This is a genomic window from Desulfurellaceae bacterium, from assembly GCA_021296095.1.
In the GTDB taxonomy this organism is placed as follows: Bacteria; Desulfobacterota; Binatia; order Bin18; family Bin18; genus JAAXHF01.
In genome coordinates this window covers 21183-40435 of record JAGWBB010000011.1, presented here as the reverse complement: position 1 = coordinate 40435, position 19253 = coordinate 21183, and the positions used below count along the sequence as shown (strand labels likewise).

Sequence of the window (19253 nt, the reverse complement as noted above, 5' to 3'; positions counted from 1 at the left end):
GACAAACGCGCCGTCAGCTTTCGGGGAGCTATCTATCTCGCTGCCTCGGTGATCCTCCTTAACTGATGACAGGCCCTAAGATACTTGCGCTTTTCTTGACTCCGCCTGCACAATCCGTTTCAATTCATCAGAACGCAGTACCGACTGTGAGGACTTGTTTGATCCCGAAAAACGAGGAGTTCCCTGGATTGACTTTTCGGCCTTTCTTGCGTTCGATAGAAGGGTCTCTGCCCGAGAGAGGCAAACGCTTGGAAAGGAGCGGCGATGAAGGATCGTATTGTCATTGAGGCAAACGTGCACCATGGGAAGCCGGTCATCCGGGGCACGCGGGTGCCGGTCGTGCGGCTCCTGGGGGGCTTGGCGGGCGGGCTGAGCATCGACCAAGTGGCGGCCGAGTACGGGGTGACAGAAGCCGACGTGCAGGCCGCCCTGACCTATGCGAGCGAGCTGATCGAGCAAGACGAACACCATCCCTTACCGCCCTTCTAGATTCGCACCGTGCGCTTTCTCATCGACGCCGACCTGCCTCGGGCCGTGGGCGCGGCCCTGCGGCGGGCCGGCCATACCGCCTTCGATGTGCGCGATATCGGTCTGGGAGACGCGCCAGACTCGACCATTGCGGCCTATGCCCAGGCCCAGCGCCTCTGTTTGCTCACCGGCGATTTTGATTTTGCGGATATCCGCAATTATCCGCCGCCCTTGTATGCGGGCATTGTGGTCTTCACGCTCCCCCGGCATGCCACCGTGGCCTTTATTCTCCACTTGGTAGACCTCTTCCTCCAACAGCCGGTCGTGCTCGCTCGCCTGCCAGGCCGTCTGGCTATCGTCGAGCCGGGGCGGATCCGGCTGCGGCCCTCTTGAGCCCACTCCTCTTCCTCTCCTAGGGCGTTTCCCGAGAGGGACTCGTCTGCCCAATTTTTCAACGGTCCCATCAATTTCGGTGAGGACAGAGCGGGTCTAGCTCCTGTCTTGAAAAAGGAGGGTTTTGTGGGACGGCGGCCAGACGGGCCGGACAGAGGGGCTGAGCGGGGCAAATGTGTGCGATTTACCCGTCTCAGCAATCTGTGTCGGAGATATTCAATACCCCCGCCGCAAAATGGGACGCTCCGGCTGAGCACGGCCACAGTGTCAAGCTTATGGGAGGAAAGGACAGGGCCTCCTGATCGCCGTCTGACCCGCAGCCTACCTTCCGGGCCTTCCTCTGGACTAGGGTCTGAACCCTAGCCCGAGTGGACGACCACGCCCTAGGCGGCGTCCGTGTCGGGCTGGCCGGCCGGGAAGGCAATCGCCCGTAGCTCCTCGCCGGTGAGGGTTTCCTTGTCCAGCAGGGCTCGCGCCGCGTCCTTCAAGATCTGGGTCTTGGCGCACAGCAGGGCGGTTACCCGTGCGTACTGGGCGTCGATGATGCGCCGGATTTCGGTGTCAATCGCCCGCGCGGTTTCCTCGCTGTAGTCGCCCGGGCCGGGGCTCTGGCCGTTTTGCAGAAACATCGGCTGCTGGTCTTGGTCGAAGCTGATCTGGCCCAGCTGCTCGCTCATGCCGTAGGCTTTGATCATGTTCTTGGCGATGTCGGTGGCTTTGAGCAGATCGTCCCGCGCACCGGTCGAGATCTCCTGGTAGATGATCTCCTCGGCGACCCGGCCGCCCAGGTATACGGCGATTTTGTTCTCCAGCTCGGATTTGGTGATCACAAAGCGGTCTTCGGTCGGCAGCTGCAAGGTATAGCCCAGGGCGGCCACGCCGCGCGGGATGATCGAGATTTTCTGAACCTGGTCGCTGCCCGGCAGCGACAGGGAGACCAGGGCGTGGCCGATCTCGTGGTGGGCGACGCGTTCTTTTTCGGTTTGGTTGAGGACCCGGTTCTTTTTTTCCAGGCCGGCAATCACCCGCTCAACCGCCTCCTGCAGCTCGGGCAGGCCGACCGAGTCCTTGCTCATACGGACCGCCAGCAGCGCGGCTTCGTTGATGATGTTGGCCAGGTCGGCCCCGGCAAAGCCGGGGGTCATGGCTGCGACCACATCAAGGTCGGCGTCCGGGTCAAGCTGTACATTGCGGGAGTGGACCTTGAGAATCGCCAGCCGGCCGATCTTGTCCGGCCGGTCAACCACCACGTGGCGATCAAAGCGGCCGGCCCGCAACAGCGCCTGGTCCAGAATTTCCGGCCGGTTGGTGGCGGCCATCAGGATCACCCCAGTGCGCTGATCGAAGCCGTCCATTTCGACCAGCAGCTGGTTGAGGGTCTGTTCGCGCTCTTCGTGGGAGACCGGCCCCATGCCCCGCGCCTTGCCCAGGGCGTCCAGCTCGTCGACAAAAATAATACACGGCGCCTTTTCCTTGGCCTGGACAAACAGGTCGCGCACCCGGGCTGCGCCCACCCCGACGAACATCTCCACGAACTCTGAGCCGCTGATCGAAAAGAACGGCACGCTGGCCTCACCGGCCACGGCTTTTGCCAGCAGGGTCTTGCCCGTCCCCGGCGGACCGACCAGCAGGATGCCCTTGGGAATTTTGCCACCCAGCCGGGCGAATTTTTCGGGTGTCTTCAGAAAGGCAATCACCTCCTGGAGTTCGGTCTTGGCCTCGTCCACACCGGCCACGTCGTTGAAGGTGACCTTGACATCCTGTTCCATGTAGACCTTGGCCTTGCTCTTGCCGATCGACATGAAGCCGCCGCCCAAGCCTTGTTTTTGGGCAAAGCGGCGCATGAAGAACAGCCAGATGCCGACAAACAGCAGGACCGGGACAATCCACGACAGGAAATCGCGCAGAAAGGTCGTCTCAATCTCTCCGGCGAAGCGGATCCCGCTGGAGGCCAGTTTGTCGGCCAGGTCGGGTTCGACCCGAATGGTCACAAACTGCTGCGGCTGGCCTTCCAGGGGCTGCCGCAGCGTGCCCTGGATATAGTTGTTGGTGATCCGGATTTCTTCGATCAGATCCTCGTCAAGGTAAGCCTGGAACTGGCTGTAGGGAATCTGTTCGATCCGGGTAGCCTGGAGCCACAGGTTGTGCAGCAGAATCACCCCCCACAGGGCGATGAATACATACCAGATATTAAAACGGATCTTATGGTCCATTTTCTTCATGGGCTAATTCTAAGTCTCCTGAGGGGGTGCATCAAGTCTCTGTGGCAGATAGCCGGCCCGAACGGGTCGGGTCGGGGCTGCGTGCAGCTCCAAGCAGGGCATTGATGTCCAGGGCTGCGGACAGGCTGTCGGCCAGTTCGTCGAGAGCCGTCTCGACGCTGACCTCGTAGTCCAGGGCTGCGGCGGTATGGCTGCGGATACGCTCCAGCCAGGCACGACGGTAGCCGTCGTTGGCGAACAGACCGTGCAGGTAGGTGCCTTCGAGCCGCCCGTCCGGGCTGCGCGCGCCGTCGGCGCCGGTCTCAAGCTGAAACAGCGGCCGCTCCAGGGCTGAGCCCTGGGATTGGCCCATGTGAATCTCGTAGCCTGCAACCGGGGCGTCGGTCAGGACGCAGCGTCCCCGGGCGGGGCGGACGGTTTTCTCTCCGATCATCGTGGTCTCAAACTCGAACAGGCCCAGCCCGTCCACCGAACCGCCCGGGCCGTCGGCCCCAGCCGGATCGTGGACACGGCGACCCAGCATCTGGAATCCGCCGCACAGCCCCAGCACCCGGCCGCCGCTTCTGACATGGGCAATGACATCGTGGTCCCAGCCCTGGGCGCGCAAAAAGGCCAGATCGCCGATGGTCGATTTGGTGCCGAACAGGATCACGACATCCACGTCGCGCGGAATCGGTCGTCCGGGCGGCACAAAGCTGAAATCGACCTGCGGCTCCAGGCGCAGCGGGTCGGCGTCGTCAAAGTTGGCGATACGGGACAGCATCGGGGCGGCAATCCGAACCCGTCCGGGCTGCGTCGGGTAGAGCTGGGGCAGCGGCACGGCGTCTTCGGCCGGCAGACGCGAGGCTGCCGCAGCCCAGGGGATGAGGCCAAAGCACGGCCAGCCGGTACGCTGCTCAATGACCGCAATGCCGGCCTCGAACAGGCTCGGATCGCCCCGAAACTTGTTGACCGCAAAGCCGACGATCAGGGCGCTGTCCTGCGGGTCGAGCACGGCCTGGGTGCCGACCAGGGCCGCGATAACGCCTCCGCGATCAATGTCGCCGACCAGACACACCGGGGCGTTGACGCGCCGGGCGAAGCCCATGTTGGCAATATCGCCAGCCCGCAGGTTGACCTCCGCCGGGCTGCCCGCTCCCTCGACGATGACCAGCTCGTGCGCCGCCACGAGCCGGCCGAAGCTGTCCATGACGGCGCCCATCAGGCGCTGGCGGCCGGCCGGGTAGTCCGCGGCGTCCAGGGTGCCGACCGGCCGGCCGTGGACCACGATCTGTGCGCCCCGATCGGTGTGCGGTTTCAGCAGCACCGGGTTGAAATCGGTGTGCGACGCCAACCCGGCCGCCCGAGCCTGGACGGCCTGGGCCCGGCCGATCTCTCCGCCGTCGGCACACGCGGCCGCGTTATTAGACATGTTCTGGGGTTTGAAGGGCGCAACACGCACACCCCGCCGCCTGGCGATGCGACACAAACCAGCCACGATAACGGACTTGCCGACATCGGAGCCGGTGCCCTGGATCATGATGACCTGCGCACTCATACCGGCCCTGTCTATCACAGCCTCCGCGTCCCGTCCGCCCCCGCCTGGGGCGACGATCAGGTGTTGACTGTCGAGACCATCCGTGTGGTGTATGAACGTGATGTGGTCGTTCAGCGCATTCCGCCGGCAGCTGCGCTCCAGGTTGTTCTCATCCGCCGGCCGCGCCGCGGCTGAGGGCAGCTACTTGCGGATTCTGTCGCCGAAAAACCCCGTCCACGTCTGGTCCGGGCCGGACGACAGCCTGCGGCCGCTGGCCTTTCTGGTCGGCCACTTTTACGGACACGGACACTACACCGGGCGTCCGGGCGGCTTTCAAAAAGAAGTCACCGGTGGCTGGGAGGCGGGCGGCCGTTTCCTGTCCCTGCGTATGGGGGTGAATTATCCTCTGGCCGACGGCCGCAACGACTGCCACCAGGCGTTGGTGCTCATCGGCCTCGATTCCGCCACCCGGACGTTTGAGGGTCGGGCCTATACCGACGCGGGGTCCGTGGTGACATACCCCATCGAACTCGACGGCCAATCCGTCCGTTTCCCCGACCGTCCGCCCGGTCACGGCGCCGGCCGCGGACGGGCTCGCAAGGTGGTGCGGCCGACCGCCGACGGCTATGAAGAGCGGCTCGAAATCGAGCGACCGGACGGCCGGTTTGAGACCTATTCGATTCTTCAGCTACGGCGGATGACCGACGACACGCCAGGCTAGGGCAGGTGGGCGCGGACAAAGGCCTGTACGGCGGAGAAGTCGTTCTCGACCACGGCTTGGTCGGGCAGGTCCTCGATGTCGGTGCGCCGGTCGAGATAGGCGACCAGGGGCCGGCCGTAGCGCAGGGCCAGGGCGACCTCACTCGCTGTTCCGGCTCCGCCGGGCAGGGCGATCACCACGTCGGCACTCAGGATATTGATATGGTTGCGCGACAGCGGCTCGGTGCCGCGTTCGCCGCTCAGCGACAGGTGGGTATAAATCGGAATCTCAACCCAGGGGTTGGGGTAGCCCGTTTTGGGCTCGGCCAGCAGCTCATCTGTGGCGCTGGGAATGATGCCGATGACCAGCCCCCGGCGGCCGGCGGTCTCGGCAAACGTCTGGCTGACGGCGGCCATTACTCCGCGGCCGCCGCCGGTCAACAGGTGCACGCCGGCCTGGGCCAGCCACGAGCCGACCTGCCGGGCGCGCACGGCGTGTGGCTGGCTGCCGGAACCCATGACGCCGACAATCGGCAGGCGGGTGGCCACACGGCACCTAGCGGGGAGTGTGGCCGTGTTCGGCCAGCCGTTCGCGCACCCGCTCAATACGCTCCGCACCCCAGAACAGCTCGCCGTTGACCACATAGCTGGGCACGCCGAACACGCCGTCGGCCTCGGCTGCGGCCATGACCTGGTCGTGCTCGTGGCGTCCCTGGCCGTGCAGGTAGTCGAGAAATCCCGAGGCGTCGAGGCCGACCTCGGTCAACACCCGGCCGATGAGTTCCGGGTTCTCTATATCGAGTTCGCGCCGCCAGAAGCGTTCGTACACCGCGTCATGGTAGGCCCGGAAGTCGCCCCGGTGTTTGGCGTACAGCATGCCGATGTGGGCGATCGAACTATCGAAGATTTTCTGTGGGCCGCGAATCACCAAACCGCGTCGGTTGGCCTCGCGCCGGCAGTCCATATAGCTGTACTTGACCCGTCGCCACTGGTGGGCGTTGCGGTTTTCGCTCAGGACTGTCCCGCCGGCGTCGACCTCGGCCGAACCTAGAAAGCTGGGGATGTGCAGGGTCAGCGGCAGCCAGTCGATGGCCACGTCACAATCCCGGGCGAGCTGATACGTCTCCGCCTGGGCCAGGTAGGCGTAGGGGCTTTTGTAATCAAAATAGTGGGTGATCTTCTCCAGGGCCACGGGGTTTCCTCCGTCCTGCGCTTAACCGGCGAACAAGGTGTAGCTCACGCCGGTGAAATGGGTCAGCACCTGCGGTAGCAGCAGACGCCGGTCAGGGGCAAACACCCGGCGAGCGATTTCCAGGTTGATGGGCGGGATCTGGTCCAGGGCTTCGATTTCGGCGAGCGTCAGGTAGGCCGCCCGGTCGACCTCGTCGTTGTCGGGCTGCGGCTCGCCGCTGACCGGATGCAACAGCAGCACGATGTAGATGCTGTTGCCGATGTCCGGGTCGTAGCGGTTGCGCAGACCCAGCACGCCCTCGACTGCGGCCAGCACCCCGGCCTCTTCCTGAACCTCTCGAATCACCGCCTGTTCGATGGTTTCGTCAGGTTCGACAAAACCGCCGGGCACCTGCCAGTTGCCGCGTCCGCGGCGCGAGGCCCGACGGACCAGCAACAGGCGGTTGTCCCACGCCACCGCGCCGCCGACGCCGAGGTTATAGCCGGTATTATATCGCTCGGGGAGTGCCATACGCGTGAGGGGCCAGCTTGTCACTTGCGGGCCGGCTTTGCAAGCTGAGCCGCAGGCGGTCAGGATTGACACCGACGCGTGTCTCGGACCATAGTGAGCAGCGCTGAGAAACAGGAGAACAGGCATGCAGAACAATGCGGTGTATCTGGAAACCCGGGGCGAAATCGCCAGCTTGGTGCTGAACCGCCCGGACAAGCTGAACGCGCTCAACTCCGAGGTCCTGGAACGGATCAAGGCCGCCACGGCCGAGGTGGCCGACAATCCCGAGATCAAGGTCATGATTGTGCGCGGGGCCACGGCCAAGGTGTTTTCGTCCGGGGCGGATATCAGCGAGTTTCCCAAGGTCCACGCCACGCCCGAGTCGCGCGAGCGGTTCAACGACCTGTTTCGCTCGACCCTGGACGGCCTCACCGCGTTGGAGAAACCGGTCATTGCCATGATCGCCGGCTATTGTTTTGGCGGGGGCTGCGCCCTGGCCCTGGCCTGCGACGTGCGCTACGCCGACCACACCGCCCGGTTCTGCATCCCGCCGGCCAGGCTCGGCGTGGCCTACACCCTGCACGAAACAAAACGCCTGGTCGATCTGGTCGGCCCGTCAAAAGCCAAGGAAATGCTGATGGGGGCCAAGGTGTTGAACGCCGAAGAGGCCCTGACCTGGGGTCTGGCCACCCGGCTGTTTGACCCCGAGACCCTGGCCGACGAGACCTGGGCCTTTGCCCACGAGCTGTGTCGTCTGTCGCAGTTCACGATTCGGGCGGTCAAGACGACCGTCCGGGAAATCGTCGCCGGTGCTCAGGACGACACGCCGACGAGCCGCGAGCTGCGCGCCCGGACGTTTGAGAACCCGGACTATTTTGAGGGTCGAGACGCCTTTCTGCAGAAACGCAAACCCCAGTTCCGGTATCGCTAAAGCGCCATGTTTTACAGCGCCTTGACCTGGGCGTAGTCCCCGACCGGGATGCCGAACGCCTCGGCCTGGTGAATCAAGTCCAGCGCGTTGCGGACGTGGGCGTAGTCGATCATCATGCCGTCATAGGTCACGGCCGCCCGGCCGGCCTGCTCGGCCTCGGCCATGGCCTGTAAGATGCCCTTGTTCCATTCGATCTCCTCGGCCGACGGGGCAAACACCTCGTTGGCCAGCGGCACGGCCGACGGGTGGATCAGCAGGGCGCCGCGAAAACCGATCTCCCGGCCACGCCTGAGCTGAGCCTTGACCAGCTCGGTATCGCCGACCTCCAGCGAGCCGATACCAATCGGATACTCAAAGCCGGCCGCCCGACACGCCAGCAGGACATGGGAGCCCATGTACAGGCTCTCCAAGCCCTCACGGGTCCACTGGAAACCGACCGCCTTAGTGACATCGCCCGAGCGCTGGCCAACGCCGCCGATGACGGCTCCGACGCGGGGACAGGCCGAGGCCAGCTCGTAGGCGTTCATGATCCCCTTGGCCGTCTCCGGGATGGCCATGATTTCGACCGTGCCGAGGTCCAGGCCGGCCTTGCGCTCAAACAGCTCGATCCAGGCGTCGATTTTCCGAATCTCGTCCGCGTTTTCGAGCTTGGGAATGGCAATGCCGTCGAGCCCGGCGGTGACAACGGCCTCCACGTCTTCGCCGGTCAGGCCGGTATCCAGCCCGTTGACCCGGACAAAGACGCCGACCGCGTTGTCCCGCAGGCGCTCAATGCCGGCCCGCACAATCGGACGCGCCTGGGCCTTTTCGGCAATCGGCACGGCGTCTTCGAGATCAATGATCAGCGCGTCCGGCCCGTATTTGGGAGCCTTGTCAATCCAGTCCGGGCGGTTGCCGGGAACAAACAGAACCGAGCGATAGAGTTTCATGGGCGTTCTCCTCCATAGATGTAATGGCTGTCAGCATTGGCCGATTCTTCGCCCAGGTCAAGAATCCTGGCTCTCAGGCAGCGCGGTCGGGGTGCGGCTCGGCCCGAAAATAGTCCACAATCGCCTGGCTGAACGCCGCAATGGTGTACTCCTGGGGCTGGATGCTGACGCGCAGTCCATATCCGCGGGCCGTCTCGGCCGTAATCGGCCCAATGCAGCCGAGCGCCGTCGTGCCGAGCAGGGCCGGAATATCCTGATCGGCATTCCGGTCGGCAAACGCGGCCATGAAATTGCGGACCGTGCTTGAGCTGGTGAAGGTGATCAGATCGATCTGACCGGCTCGCAGCAGCTCGCGCAGTTCTGCGGTCCGGGTGGTGGGACGAACGGTCTGATACACCCCGATTTCGTCGACCTCGGCACCGGCGGCGCGCAGGGATTTGGGCAGGATGTCTCGCGCCTGGGTCGCCCGTGGCAGGAGAATCCGCTGGCCGGTGACAGCACCGAGTACGGACAGCAGGGCTTCGGCGCGGTACTCGGCCGGCACGGCCTCGACCCGCACATGGCGGGCTTCCAGGGCGCGGGCCGTCTCTGGACCGATCGCCGCCAGGCGCACCCCGGCCAGACTCCGGATGTCGAGTCGGCGCTCGGCCAGGCGCTCAAAGACGTAGCGCACGCCGTTGACGCTGGTAAAAATCGCCCAGTCGTAGCTCGGCAGCACAGCCAGGGCCGCGTCCAGCCGGTCGGAGGCGGCAACCGGCACGGTTTCAATCGTTGGAAACTGGACCACGGCCGCGCCGTGCTGTTCGAGCCGCTCGACGAAACCGCCGGCCTGAAGACGCGGCCGGGTGACCACGATGCGCCGACCGAACAGCGGCGTGGTTTCAAACCAGCGGAGCTGCTGGCGCAGCTCGACCACCTGGCCGACCACCGCCACCGCCGGCGGCTCAAAGCCCCGCTGCTCAACCAGCTCGGCAATCGTCTCGACCGTGCCGACCAACACGTCTTGATCGGGCCGTGTGCCCCACCGAATCAGGGCCACCGGGGTGTGGCCGGAAAGCCCGTGACGCATCAAACGCTGCATATTGTTGCGTAGCTGACGGGTGCCCATGAGGAAGACCAGGGTGCCGCCCACCCCGGCCAGGGTGGCCCAGTTGAGGTGCGGGGCGGTGTCCCAGACTTCTTTATGGCCGGTCACAATCGCGACCGCAGACGCGTGGTCGCGGTGGGTGAGCGGAATCCCGGCATAGGCCGGGACCGCCAGGGCTGAAGTGACGCCCGGCACAATCTCAAACGGAAGACCGGCCTCGACCAGTTCCTGGGCCTCTTCGCCGCCCCGCCCGAACAGAAACGGATCGCCGCCCTTGAGCCGGACGACGGTCTGGCCCTGGCGGGCCCGGTCCACAATCAGCCGATTGATGTCGGCCTGGCTCATGCTCGGGCTGCCGCTGCGCTTGCCGGCGTAGATCAGCTCGGCCTGGGGACGGGCGTAGGCCAGGATGCGCTGATCGACCAGATAGTCGTACACCACGACATCGGCCTGCTCGAGGCAACGCTTGGCCTTGAGGGTCAACAGCCCCGGGTCGCCGGGACCCGCGCCAACGAGATACACCGGCATACGGCTTATGCCTCTGTCGCTTCCAGGGCGGCCAGGATATCCCGGCCGCCCCGGTCCAGCAGGAGTGCGGCCGTCTCGGTCCCGATCTGTCTGGCCGTTTCGGTCGGACCGCTGATCTCGTGGCGCAGCAGGCGCTTGCCGTCCGGGCTGGCGACCAGGGCGGTCAAGCGCAGGCTGCCGTTGGCGACCGTGGCCCTGGCGGCCAGGGGCGTGCGGCAGCTGCCGCCCATGCCGCTGAGAAAGGCGCGCTCGGCCTTGATTGCCCAGGCTGTTTCGGCGTGATGCAGGGGGGCGAGCAGGGTTTCGATCGCGTCGCCGGCCCGGATTTCAATCCCCAGCGCGCCCTGGCCGATGGCCGGCAGAAATTCCTCGGCGTCAAGCGGAACGCCGTTTTTCAGCCTGAGGCTCAGCCGTTTGAGCCCGGCCGCAGCCAGAATGGTGGCGTCCACCCGGCCTTCCAGCTGGCGGCGCAGACGGGTTTCCACATTGCCCCGCAGCACTTCGATCCGCAGGTCGGGACGCAGGTGCAGGAGCAGGGCCTGGCGGCGCAGGCTGCTGGTGCCCACGCGGGTAGCCTGGGGCAGGTCGGCCAGTGACGAACCCGTGGCCGAGATGAGCACGTCGCGGGGGTCTTCCCGTTCGGGAATGGTGCTCAGGACGAGTCCGGACGGCAGCTCGGCCGGCAGGTCCTTGACCGAGTGGACGGCCAGATCGACCGTGCCGGCCAGCAGCGCCTGTTCGATTTCTTTGACAAACAAGCCCTTGCCGCCAATCCGGGCCAGTGAGACGTGCTGAATCCTGTCTCCTGAAGTCGTAATCGGCACCAGCTCAACCCGCCAATCCGGCCAGTGGGCTTCGAGTCGCTGTTTGACCCAGCCGGCCTGCCAGACGGCCAGGGTGCTGCCACGGGTGCCAATCCGAACGGTGCGTTGCATGGGGTCAGTCCTGTTGGATCAGTCCTGTTGGATCAGTCTTGGTCGTCATCCAAGCCGAACATCTGCCGCACCGCAGTCACGCTGGTCGCGCCGTCCTCGGCATTCCCGTTCCGGGTGCGGTGTTTCAGATAGCCGATTGGCGGATGCAACAGCTTGTTCATTAGTGACGCGCTCAGTCCTTCAATGGCGCGGCGCGTTTCGGGCGAGCAGTCTTTGAGCCCGGCCAGGGTTTTTTCGACCTCGCGCTGGCGCACGGCCTCGGCTTTCTGGCGCAGGGCAACAATGGTCGGGCTGATGTCTCGACTGGCGTACCACTGCCAGAAGGCCTCGACTTCCTGGCTGACAATGGCCTCGGCTTTACGCGCCTCAAGCTCGCGTTCGCCCTTGTGGTCAGCGACGATCTGTTCGAGGTCGTCAATATCGTACACGAACACATTCTCGAGGTCGTTGAGACGCGGGTCGAAATTGCGCGGCACGCCGAGGTCAATCAGGAACATGGGCCGCCGTTTGCGCTCTTGCAGGGCTTCGTGAACACGCTCCGGGGTGAGGTGATAGGCGCTGCCGCCGGCCGAGCCAATTACCACATCGGCCAAGTGCAGCTGCCTGGGGAATTGCTCGAACGGTACGACGGTCCCGGCGCAGGTGCTGGCCAGCTCGACCGCCCGCTGGAAGGTCCGGTTGGTGATGAGCAGGGTACCGATGGCCCTGGCCCGGAGCTGGCGGATGGCCTGCTGGCTCATCTCTCCCACGCCAATGACCATGGCGGTCTTGTCGGTCAGCTGGTCAAAAATCCGACACGCCAGCTCGACCGCCACCGAGCTGACCGAGACGGGTTTGGCCGCAATGGCGGTTTCACTCCGCACGCGTTTGGCGACCGAGAATGCCTTGTGGAACCAGCGGTGGAGCACCGTCCCCAGCGTGCCGAGCGAGGCCGAGGCGCTATACGCGTCTTTGATCTGTCCCAGGATCTGGGGTTCGCCCACGACCAGGGAATCGAGGCTGGAGGCGACGCGGAACACGTGTCTGACCGCCTCCCTGTCGGTATGGGTGTACAGATGGGCTTCAAACAGACGGAGCGGCAGGCCCTGCTCCTGGGCCAGAAAGGTTTTGATGTGGCGGCTGGCCTGTGGCGGATCGTGGGTCCAGGTCACGACTTCGACCCGGTTGCAGGTCGAGATGATCGCGCCTTCCTGGATGCCGGGCGCCTCGACCAGGCGGGGCAGGGCATGGTGCAGCATGCCGTCGCTGAAGGCCAGCTTCTCGCGCACCTCGACCGGCGTCGTATGGTGGTTGAGGCCAACGACCATCAGGCTGGGGTCCGGCTTAGCCAAATTCGCCCCCATGCCGACCCGGCAGGAGCTGGGCTCCCAGGAATGAGACCAGGAGTACGGCAAAACACACAATGGTCAGGGTTGCGGCGCGTCGTCCGCGCCAGCCGAAGCTGCGATAGTGGAGCAGGAAGGCGTACAAGACCCAGCTGACCAGGGACAGTATCGGCCGCGGCTCCCAAATCCAGAAATGGCCCCAAGCGTGGCGGGCCCACACCGCGCCGCTGACAATGCCCAGGGTCAGCAGCGGGAAGCCCCACGACAGGGAGCGATAGTTCAGCTTGTCGAGGGTCTCCAGGGAGGGCAGGTGGCGCAGCACCCCGCCGATTTTTTTGCCCTTGAGCCGCTTTTCCTGGAACACATAGATCAGGCTGGCAAAGAAGGCGACGCAGAACACGGCGTTGCCCAAAAAGGCGAGCGTCACGTGTACCGGCAGCCAACTGCTCTGCAGGGCCGGCGGCAGGGCTCGCGCCTGGGTATACAAGACAAACACGCCCAGAGTCAGGACAAAGCCAATCGGACTGACCACCGCCCCCAGCACGGTCAGGGACGAGCGCCACTGGACCAGCAGGAACAGGCCGCTGGTTATCCAGGTGAAGAAGGACACTGCCTCATACGGATTGGTGACCGCAATATAGCCGACCGACAGCGAACGCACCATAATCGCCCCGCCGTGGGTGGCGCAGGCGACCAGCAGCAGGCCGGGGGCGATGCGGCCAAAGAGCTGCTGGGGCGACACCAGGGCGAGCAGAAATCCCACCGTGCTCAGCAGATAGAAGACGAGGGTTGATGTCAGCAGGACAATTTCCACCGGTCATACCTGAAAGTCGAGGTGCTCCAGACTGTAGGCTTCTCCCAGGGTTACGCGCAGCAGGCCGTCGAGCTTATCAATTTTCCGGTCGCGGAGATAGTCGAGCAGGGGAGAATTGACGAGGCTGTGAAAACGGTGCTGGCGTTCCTGGCTTGACAGCCGCTCTCGGGTCACCCGCTCTCGGATTCGAGCCAGCAGTTGGAGCGCCTGGGCGTACTCGGGACCAAAGTCTGCGGACAGCTGGTGGCGGATTTTTTGGGCCAGGGCCGGGCTTGTCCCGCTGGTGGACACGGCGATTCTCAGATCGCCCTGGGAGACGACGGCCGGGACGATGAACGAACACACGGCCGGGCGATCCGCGACGTTCAGCAACACGCCCGCGGCGTCTGCCTCTGCGGCCAGGCGCTGGTGCAAATCCTGGTCTGAGGTGGCCGCAAACACCAGACGAAAGCCGCGCAGATCACCGCTCTGGTAGGTACGCCGCAGCGTCCTGATCCGCAGTTCGGCGGCCCAGGCTTCGAGCTGCCGGGTCAGTGTCGGGCTGATCACGCTGATCCGGGCTTGGGCGTCGAGCAGAGACGCCACTTTCCGCTCGGCGACGCTTCCGCCCCCAATGACAAGGCACGGCTGGCCGTTCAGATCGACAAAGATTGGATAATAGCCCATAGCGTTCGTGTCCGGCCCAAAGGGCTCGGCCAACAAGGCGGTTGATGATGACCGCTCACAGGGGAGAGAATCATCAACCGCCTTGCCGGAACGCTAGCACAGCCGAAAAAGCAGAGGAATGCCCTGCGCGTCCCAGCGTGGGACGCTGTCGGTCAATAACTCAGGGGGATGTATAAGGTCTGGCCGATCCGCAGCAGACGGGGGTTCTTCACCCCGTTGAGGCGCTTGAGCACGCCCGCGGTCGTCCCGTAGCGTTTGGCAATCGTGTCCAGGGTCTGGCCGCGCTGGACCGTATGGGTCGCGTAGCTGCCGGGCAGGCGGAGTTGCTGGCCGGGACGAATGAAGTTCACCCGCTCAATGCCGTTGAGTTTCTTGAGGGTGGCAACGGTGGTCTGATAGCGCTGGGCGATCGTGCCCAGGGTTTGACCGTGCTGGACCGTATGGGCGTAGTCTGAACGGCTGGATTCGGGTTGAGGCGTGTGGGACGGAGCTGGGGCGACGGGTGCCTGGACAACGGTAGTCGGTAGCTCGGGGGCGGCTTCAGGCGGCGTGGGTTGGGACGGAGCTGGGGCGGCGGGCGCCTGGGCCACGACAGTCGGCGCCTTGGTGTGGGGCAGCCGCAGGCGCTGGCCGACCCGGATGAAATTGACATTCGGGATATGGTTCAGCTCTTGCAGGGCCTTGACGCTGGTCCTGTAGCGCTGGGCGATGATGTCCAGGGTCTGGCCGGGCTGCACGGTATGCGAGTTGATATCCAGGGCCGCATACTGGCGGCGAAAATAGTCGGCCGTGCCATCCGGGAGACGCAGCCGGTAGCCGCTGGGGATGAAGCGCCTGCCCCGACGGATAGACCTGCCCAGGGCGGGGTTGAACTCAATCAGCCGCTCGGTCGAAATGTTGGCGCAGCGGGCCGCAACGCCCAGCGACAGATAGCCGTCCAGGGCGACCTCGTCGTAGCGAAACGGGGCGTCGCGCTTGATTTCACCAAAGTAGGCGGTCGCGTTTTTCTCGACTTCGAGGGCGGCCAGAAATTCGGGATAAAAGTTGCGCGAGGCAAAACCGAAGCGGCGGCTTTTGTAGGAACGGATAATACGGGCAATATCGGTGGTGCCGAGCTTTCTGACCGCTCTGACCATGCCGGCTTGACCGTGGTTGTAGGCGGTAATGGCCAGCGGCCAGGTGCCGAGTCTGTCGTAGTTCGCTTTGAGCAGCTTGGCCGCCGCTTGGGCGGACAGGAGCGGGTCGCGCCGCTCGTCAATCAGCCCATCGACCCGCATGAACAGCCGCCCGGTCGAGCGGATGAACTGCCACACCCCGGCCGCGCCGGCTTTTGAGTAGGCGTTGATATTGAACGTGGATTCGACCAGCGGCAGACGGGTCAACTCAACCGGCAGGCCGGCCTGGCGGAAAATCGCCTCCATCTCGTCCAGATAGCGCCCCGAAATCTGGATGCCCTGCCGAAATTTTTCGCCGATCCCGGTTTGCGACCGAACCCGGCCCTCGGCTGCGGCGCGGAGAAACTTCCTGGAGCCGGGGATGTCGCTGAACAGCCGCTTAATCCGGCGTTCTTCGGCCGTCAGCCGGGTAGTCCTGTTCGCGCGGTGCAGCTTGCGCAGGGTCGTCCGAATGTGTCTGATCTCGCGCTCGACGCGCTGTTTTCTCAGCCGGGCGAGGGTGCGCTGCCGGTCCGCATGCGCCTCATACAAGGGCTGAAAGTCCAGCTCCTTATAGACTATCATGTGAACGTTGTCGTGCAGAATGACCGTCTGTCTCGAGGTGGTGAACACCCGTTGCCAGAACTCGACCTGTGGCCTGAGGGCCGGCGGGTAGGGAAAGGGGTGAGCGACGCTCGCCGTCTGCGCGGCCCGGAGTCCACCGGGCGGCAGGACGAGCACGATTCCGAACAGGGTTCCGATTACAACCCGCAGAATGTTCACCGACTGCATGACTCCTCCTCCATGACCATCCACGTCCACCTGGCCACACAGTATGGCTGGGCTTAGCGCAAACCTAACTCCTCCAGCGGTCCCCGGTCGGAGACCGGAGCCGGGGAGACACCCGATTGCAGGGCGACCGAGCCCGGCGTGCGTTGGTATGAATCGGGCAGGTCGATTTCTTTGGCGTACTCCCGCAGCTCGGGCATGACCTCATTGGCGATCAGCCGCATGCTGGTCAGCCGATCTTCGTTGCTGACCGTGCCCTGGACATTAAAGAACACGAACACACCAGGTCGCAGAATCTGCAACAGCAGTTTCAGCTTGGGGATCACGGTCTTGGGCGAGCCGATAATCAGCTGATGGTTGTTCTGCACCTTCTGGTAGCCGGACAAGAGCTTTTTGCGGACCACGTCATAGTCGGTCTCCGGCCGCAGTTCGCCGTCTTTGGACTCACGCAGCTTGTCGGGGTTGACGCCCAGCCAGCTGCCGCCCGGATGGCGGGCCAGCATCTTGATCGCGCCCTTGGAGTTGTAGCCCGGCGGCAGGGTATGCTCGGGCCGGGAAAAGGCGTTTTGCCCCCCGCCGTACACGAAATTTCTGCCCAGCTCCTGGGCTTTTTCGTCCGTTTCGGCCACGAAGCTCGGAATCAGATAGCCGAAGTTCTCCGGACCGGCCTGGTAGCCGAGTTTGGCCGCCTCGTCGGCATACATATCCCACAGGTCGCAGGTCGGACCGAGCGCGGTGCCAAGGCCGATATAGGGGTAGCGGTGTTGGGCGCACCAGCGTACCGTCTCCGGGCTCAGGACGCCCGGAATCCACATCTGGGGGTGGGGTTTCTGGTAGGGCAGGGCCCACGGGTTGACGTGCCGGTAGTGGAAGTGCTTGCCCTCGTAGCGCCACGGACCGGGCTTGGTCCAGGCTTGGACGATGAAGTCGTGCGCCTCATTGAACATTTCGCGGTTGTAGGCCGGGTTGGCATTGTTGAAGAACTGCTCGCTGCCCGCCCCGCGTACCCAGCCCGTCACCAGCCGCCCGCGCGAGATGAGGTCGATCTCGGCCAGTTCCTCAGCCATGCGCAGCGGGTGTTTGATGACCGGCAGGGGGTTGCCGATGAGGACGATTTTGACCTTGTTGGTGATGCGGGCCAGGATGGACGCCTCGACGTTCATCACGCTGCCCATGCAGAACGGGTTGCCGTGATGTTCGTTGAGAGCTACTGCGTCAAAGCCCAGTTCCTCGGCGTAGCAGTATTCGTCCAGGAAGTAGTTATAGTCGTCGGCCGCCTTGTGATGATCGAAGTGCCGGTTCGACAGGGCAAAAAAGGCCTTGTTTTTCAGAACCTCGTCCTCGTCGATCCAGCGGTACGGCCGTTCGGTGAAATAGGCGAGTTTCATGGCTCCCTCTTGCAGGTCTACGAGGTCAGGTAGTCTCTGACGATGCGGATAAACTCGGCCGAGTTCTCGATCTCCGGTCGGTGGCCCACCCCCTGGATGGTGGCGACCTGAGCGTGGTCAATGACTTTCTTGTACGAATCAATACAGCCTTTGGGGACAATGGCGTCGGCACTACCCCGGACCAGCAGGGCCGACAAGCCTTTGGCCCCCTCCAGCAGATGGGGCAGGCTGGGGTTGTGCATGTACGGCTCCCAGCCGATCCGGGCGGCTTCCGCCCGGGCGTCCTCAAACGCCTCAAACTGGTCCGGGGTCATTTCGCCGCCGTAGATGTCCCCGAACTCGGGCGTGTTGATATCGGCAACCGTCGCCCGCATATGGGTGCGGATGGTCAGCGGGAAGATGTCGGCGATTTCGCCCTCTTCGGGCCTGATGCCCATGGGCGCGACCAGGACCAGCCGCTCGAACATGGCGGGGTCGGCCGCAGCCATCTCGGCGGCCGCATAGCCACCTGCGGAAAAGGCAATAGCATCAATCGGACCCAGGTTCATTTCCCGGATCATGCGGGCGTAGAAACCGCCCAGGTCACGGTAGGTGCGGATCCAGTCCACGCGGGGGGTCTTGCCGTAGCCCGGTTGGAGAGGAATCAAAAACTCACGCTCCTCAGCCAGGGCGTCGTTCCATGTGACCCAGCCGGGAAAGCCAAGCTCATCGTGGAGCATAAAAAGAGGTTTGCCGGAGCCACCTCTGACGAGAGCAACGTCGGTGCCGCCGACATTGACCGTTGTTTCGGTCCAGTTTGCCAATGATCTTTCCTCCTTCTCTCTCTCACTATAGCGCCTTTTTGAGTAGCAAATGGCCCTGTGTGCTGTCAACTCGCACACAGGATGGGAGTGGGTCAGTATGGAACCTCTGGGTCTCCTCTTGGAAAAGAGAGTGTCAGAACCCGAACGAGACCGAGCTCGAATAGTAACGCGGTAGAATGATGGTATCAAACACACAGGCCGCCATAGGCGGGGAGAGCCAGGGCTGCTCTGGGCGAGTCGTCTGGCTCTCGGAGTAGTCTCTTACGGCTGCGCGCAACCTGGGCTTGGAGCCGCAGCCCGTTGGCCAACTGCGCCACACACCGTTCTGCTTCTGCCAGGGCTGCTTCCTTATCCTCCGCGCGGGCGATGTATAAAGCCGATTCGGAGTAGACCCCAGACCACAGGTGTGTCAGCGCTTCAAGCGGCTGCTTTTCGATGTAGCCATGATCCATCAATATCCGTAAATTCTGTCGGATAATATTTCTCCCACCCTCAATGCCCAGAGTCTGCCAGGCGTCTTTGTTTAAGACGGCTGGGCCATCAACGTAGAGAATACGCTGAATGTCAGGCTTGGTGCAGAGTTTAAAGAAGGCGCGGGAGCCAAGCACCATACGCTGCCAGGTATCGCCCTCGGCCTCTATCACTCTCTGAACAATTGTTCGCTGCATAAGGCCTTCAACCTCGATAAAAACGGCCTGGAAGAGGTCGGCTTTGCTGCGAAAGTGATAATACATCGCGCCTCTGGTCACTCCAGTCTCCCGAACAATCTCTTCGGTGGACGTGTTGACATACCCCTGCTTGCCAAACAGCTCACGGGCGCTGGTCAGGAGAGCGGTCCGAGTCCTGTCAGATTGATCGGCTTTTGTGATCTTCTCCTTCATGTGTCCCTTCTGCGCTCCCGTGCCCATTTCTCAGGCGCATGAGC

At 63.8% G+C, this 19253-nt stretch carries 19 protein-coding genes; 4 read left to right on the top strand and 15 right to left on the bottom strand.

The features are described from left to right. Positions 1-264: 264 nt before the first annotated feature. Entirely contained in the window at positions 265-489 is a 225-nt protein-coding gene (locus J4F42_04290; protein MCE2484706.1) for a DUF433 domain-containing protein, read from the top strand. A gap of 9 nt (positions 490-498) precedes the next feature. Continuing rightward, a complete protein-coding gene (locus J4F42_04285) occupies positions 499-861 on the top strand; it encodes a DUF5615 family PIN-like protein (GenBank protein MCE2484705.1) in 363 nt (120 codons plus the stop codon). A 383-nt stretch (positions 862-1244) separates the two neighbouring features. Here J4F42_04285 and ftsH read toward each other — a convergent pair whose 3' ends face one another. Next, complete coding sequence (gene ftsH, locus J4F42_04280) at positions 1245-3074, bottom strand: ATP-dependent zinc metalloprotease FtsH (protein ID MCE2484704.1); 1830 nt, start codon at positions 3072-3074, stop codon at positions 1245-1247. Positions 3075-3114: 40 nt separating this feature from the next. Further along, positions 3115-4620: a cobyric acid synthase gene (locus tag J4F42_04275; protein MCE2484703.1), complete on the bottom strand. Its 1506-nt coding sequence runs from the start codon at positions 4618-4620 to the stop codon at positions 3115-3117. A gap of 184 nt (positions 4621-4804) precedes the next feature. Here J4F42_04275 and J4F42_04270 point away from each other — a divergent pair, with 184 nt between their 5' ends. Beyond that, positions 4805-5320, top strand: coding sequence for a hypothetical protein (locus tag J4F42_04270; GenBank protein ID MCE2484702.1), 516 nt, complete (start codon positions 4805-4807; stop codon positions 5318-5320). On the opposite strand, the gene J4F42_04265 is transcribed toward J4F42_04270, so the two are convergent. The 3 genes from J4F42_04265 to J4F42_04255 are packed head-to-tail and all read right to left on the bottom strand — an operon-like array spanning position 5317 to position 7000. Continuing rightward, positions 5317-5847 (bottom strand): hypothetical protein, encoded by a 531-nt coding sequence (locus tag J4F42_04265; protein MCE2484701.1) that lies wholly within the window; start codon positions 5845-5847, stop codon positions 5317-5319. The two genes, J4F42_04270 and J4F42_04265, sit on opposite strands and share 4 nt — an antisense overlap. Before the next feature lie 7 nt (positions 5848-5854). Then, on the bottom strand, positions 5855-6490 hold the full coding sequence (locus J4F42_04260; GenBank protein MCE2484700.1) for a DsbA family protein: 636 nt from the start codon (positions 6488-6490) through the stop codon (positions 5855-5857). 21 nt (positions 6491-6511) lie between these two features. Continuing rightward, positions 6512-7000, bottom strand: a complete 489-nt coding sequence (locus tag J4F42_04255) for an NUDIX domain-containing protein (protein ID MCE2484699.1) — start codon at positions 6998-7000, stop codon at positions 6512-6514. Between the two features lie 124 nt (positions 7001-7124). Between J4F42_04255 and J4F42_04250 the strand changes: the two genes are divergently transcribed. Continuing rightward, on the top strand, positions 7125-7910 hold the full coding sequence (locus J4F42_04250) for an enoyl-CoA hydratase/isomerase family protein (GenBank protein MCE2484698.1): 786 nt from the start codon (positions 7125-7127) through the stop codon (positions 7908-7910). Positions 7911-7921: 11 nt separating this feature from the next. Here the strand turns inward: J4F42_04250 and J4F42_04245 are convergent, their stop codons facing one another. The 10 genes from J4F42_04245 to J4F42_04200 form a co-directional block, all read right to left on the bottom strand. Further along, on the bottom strand, positions 7922-8839 hold the full coding sequence (locus J4F42_04245) for a CoA ester lyase (GenBank protein ID MCE2484697.1): 918 nt from the start codon (positions 8837-8839) through the stop codon (positions 7922-7924). 73 nt (positions 8840-8912) lie between these two features. After that, positions 8913-10454 carry a uroporphyrinogen-III C-methyltransferase gene (gene cobA, locus J4F42_04240; GenBank protein MCE2484696.1) on the bottom strand — a complete coding sequence of 514 codons (1542 nt, stop codon included), beginning with the start codon at positions 10452-10454 and terminating at the stop codon, positions 8913-8915. 5 nt (positions 10455-10459) lie between these two features. After that, positions 10460-11389: a hydroxymethylbilane synthase gene (gene hemC / locus J4F42_04235; GenBank protein MCE2484695.1), complete on the bottom strand. Its 930-nt coding sequence runs from the start codon at positions 11387-11389 to the stop codon at positions 10460-10462. A gap of 32 nt (positions 11390-11421) precedes the next feature. Continuing rightward, entirely contained in the window at positions 11422-12720 is a 1299-nt protein-coding gene (locus J4F42_04230; GenBank protein MCE2484694.1) for a glutamyl-tRNA reductase, read from the bottom strand. Beyond that, positions 12713-13528, bottom strand: a complete 816-nt coding sequence (gene ccsB / locus J4F42_04225; GenBank protein ID MCE2484693.1) for a c-type cytochrome biogenesis protein CcsB — start codon at positions 13526-13528, stop codon at positions 12713-12715. Before ccsB ends, J4F42_04230 begins: the two co-directional genes overlap by 8 nt. A gap of 3 nt (positions 13529-13531) precedes the next feature. Further along, positions 13532-14194 (bottom strand): bifunctional precorrin-2 dehydrogenase/sirohydrochlorin ferrochelatase, encoded by a 663-nt coding sequence (locus J4F42_04220; protein ID MCE2484692.1) that lies wholly within the window; start codon positions 14192-14194, stop codon positions 13532-13534. A 152-nt stretch (positions 14195-14346) separates the two neighbouring features. Next, a complete protein-coding gene (locus tag J4F42_04215; protein MCE2484691.1) occupies positions 14347-16140 on the bottom strand; it encodes a LysM peptidoglycan-binding domain-containing protein in 1794 nt (597 codons plus the stop codon). A 53-nt stretch (positions 16141-16193) separates the two neighbouring features. After that, positions 16194-17525 (bottom strand): LLM class flavin-dependent oxidoreductase, encoded by a 1332-nt coding sequence (locus J4F42_04210; GenBank protein ID MCE2484690.1) that lies wholly within the window; start codon positions 17523-17525, stop codon positions 16194-16196. A gap of 17 nt (positions 17526-17542) precedes the next feature. Next, positions 17543-18328 (bottom strand): alpha/beta hydrolase, encoded by a 786-nt coding sequence (locus J4F42_04205; protein MCE2484689.1) that lies wholly within the window; start codon positions 18326-18328, stop codon positions 17543-17545. Between the two features lie 185 nt (positions 18329-18513). Then, positions 18514-19209 (bottom strand): TetR/AcrR family transcriptional regulator, encoded by a 696-nt coding sequence (locus tag J4F42_04200; GenBank protein ID MCE2484688.1) that lies wholly within the window; start codon positions 19207-19209, stop codon positions 18514-18516. Positions 19210-19253: the final 44 nt, after the last annotated feature.

Excerpts from the sequence above, each read along its gene's own strand:
- J4F42_04210 (MCE2484690.1), bottom strand. The coding sequence starts at position 17,525 with ATGAAACTCGCCTATTTCACCGAACGGCCGTACCGCTGGATCGACGAG.
- J4F42_04215 (MCE2484691.1), bottom strand. The coding sequence starts at position 16,140 with ATGCAGTCGGTGAACATTCTGCGGGTTGTAATCGGAACCCTGTTCGGA.
- J4F42_04275 (MCE2484703.1), bottom strand. The coding sequence starts at position 4,620 with ATGAGTGCGCAGGTCATCATGATCCAGGGCACCGGCTCCGATGTCGGC.
- hemC (MCE2484695.1), bottom strand. The coding sequence starts at position 11,389 with ATGCAACGCACCGTTCGGATTGGCACCCGTGGCAGCACCCTGGCCGTC.
- J4F42_04290 (MCE2484706.1), top strand. The coding sequence starts at position 265 with ATGAAGGATCGTATTGTCATTGAGGCAAACGTGCACCATGGGAAGCCG.
- J4F42_04220 (MCE2484692.1), bottom strand. The coding sequence starts at position 14,194 with ATGGGCTATTATCCAATCTTTGTCGATCTGAACGGCCAGCCGTGCCTT.
- J4F42_04245 (MCE2484697.1), bottom strand. The coding sequence starts at position 8,839 with ATGAAACTCTATCGCTCGGTTCTGTTTGTTCCCGGCAACCGCCCGGAC.
- ftsH (MCE2484704.1), bottom strand. The coding sequence starts at position 3,074 with ATGGACCATAAGATCCGTTTTAATATCTGGTATGTATTCATCGCCCTG.
- J4F42_04200 (MCE2484688.1), bottom strand. The coding sequence starts at position 19,209 with ATGAAGGAGAAGATCACAAAAGCCGATCAATCTGACAGGACTCGGACC.
- cobA (MCE2484696.1), bottom strand. The coding sequence starts at position 10,454 with ATGCCGGTGTATCTCGTTGGCGCGGGTCCCGGCGACCCGGGGCTGTTG.
- J4F42_04250 (MCE2484698.1), top strand. The coding sequence starts at position 7,125 with ATGCAGAACAATGCGGTGTATCTGGAAACCCGGGGCGAAATCGCCAGC.
- J4F42_04255 (MCE2484699.1), bottom strand. The coding sequence starts at position 7,000 with ATGGCACTCCCCGAGCGATATAATACCGGCTATAACCTCGGCGTCGGC.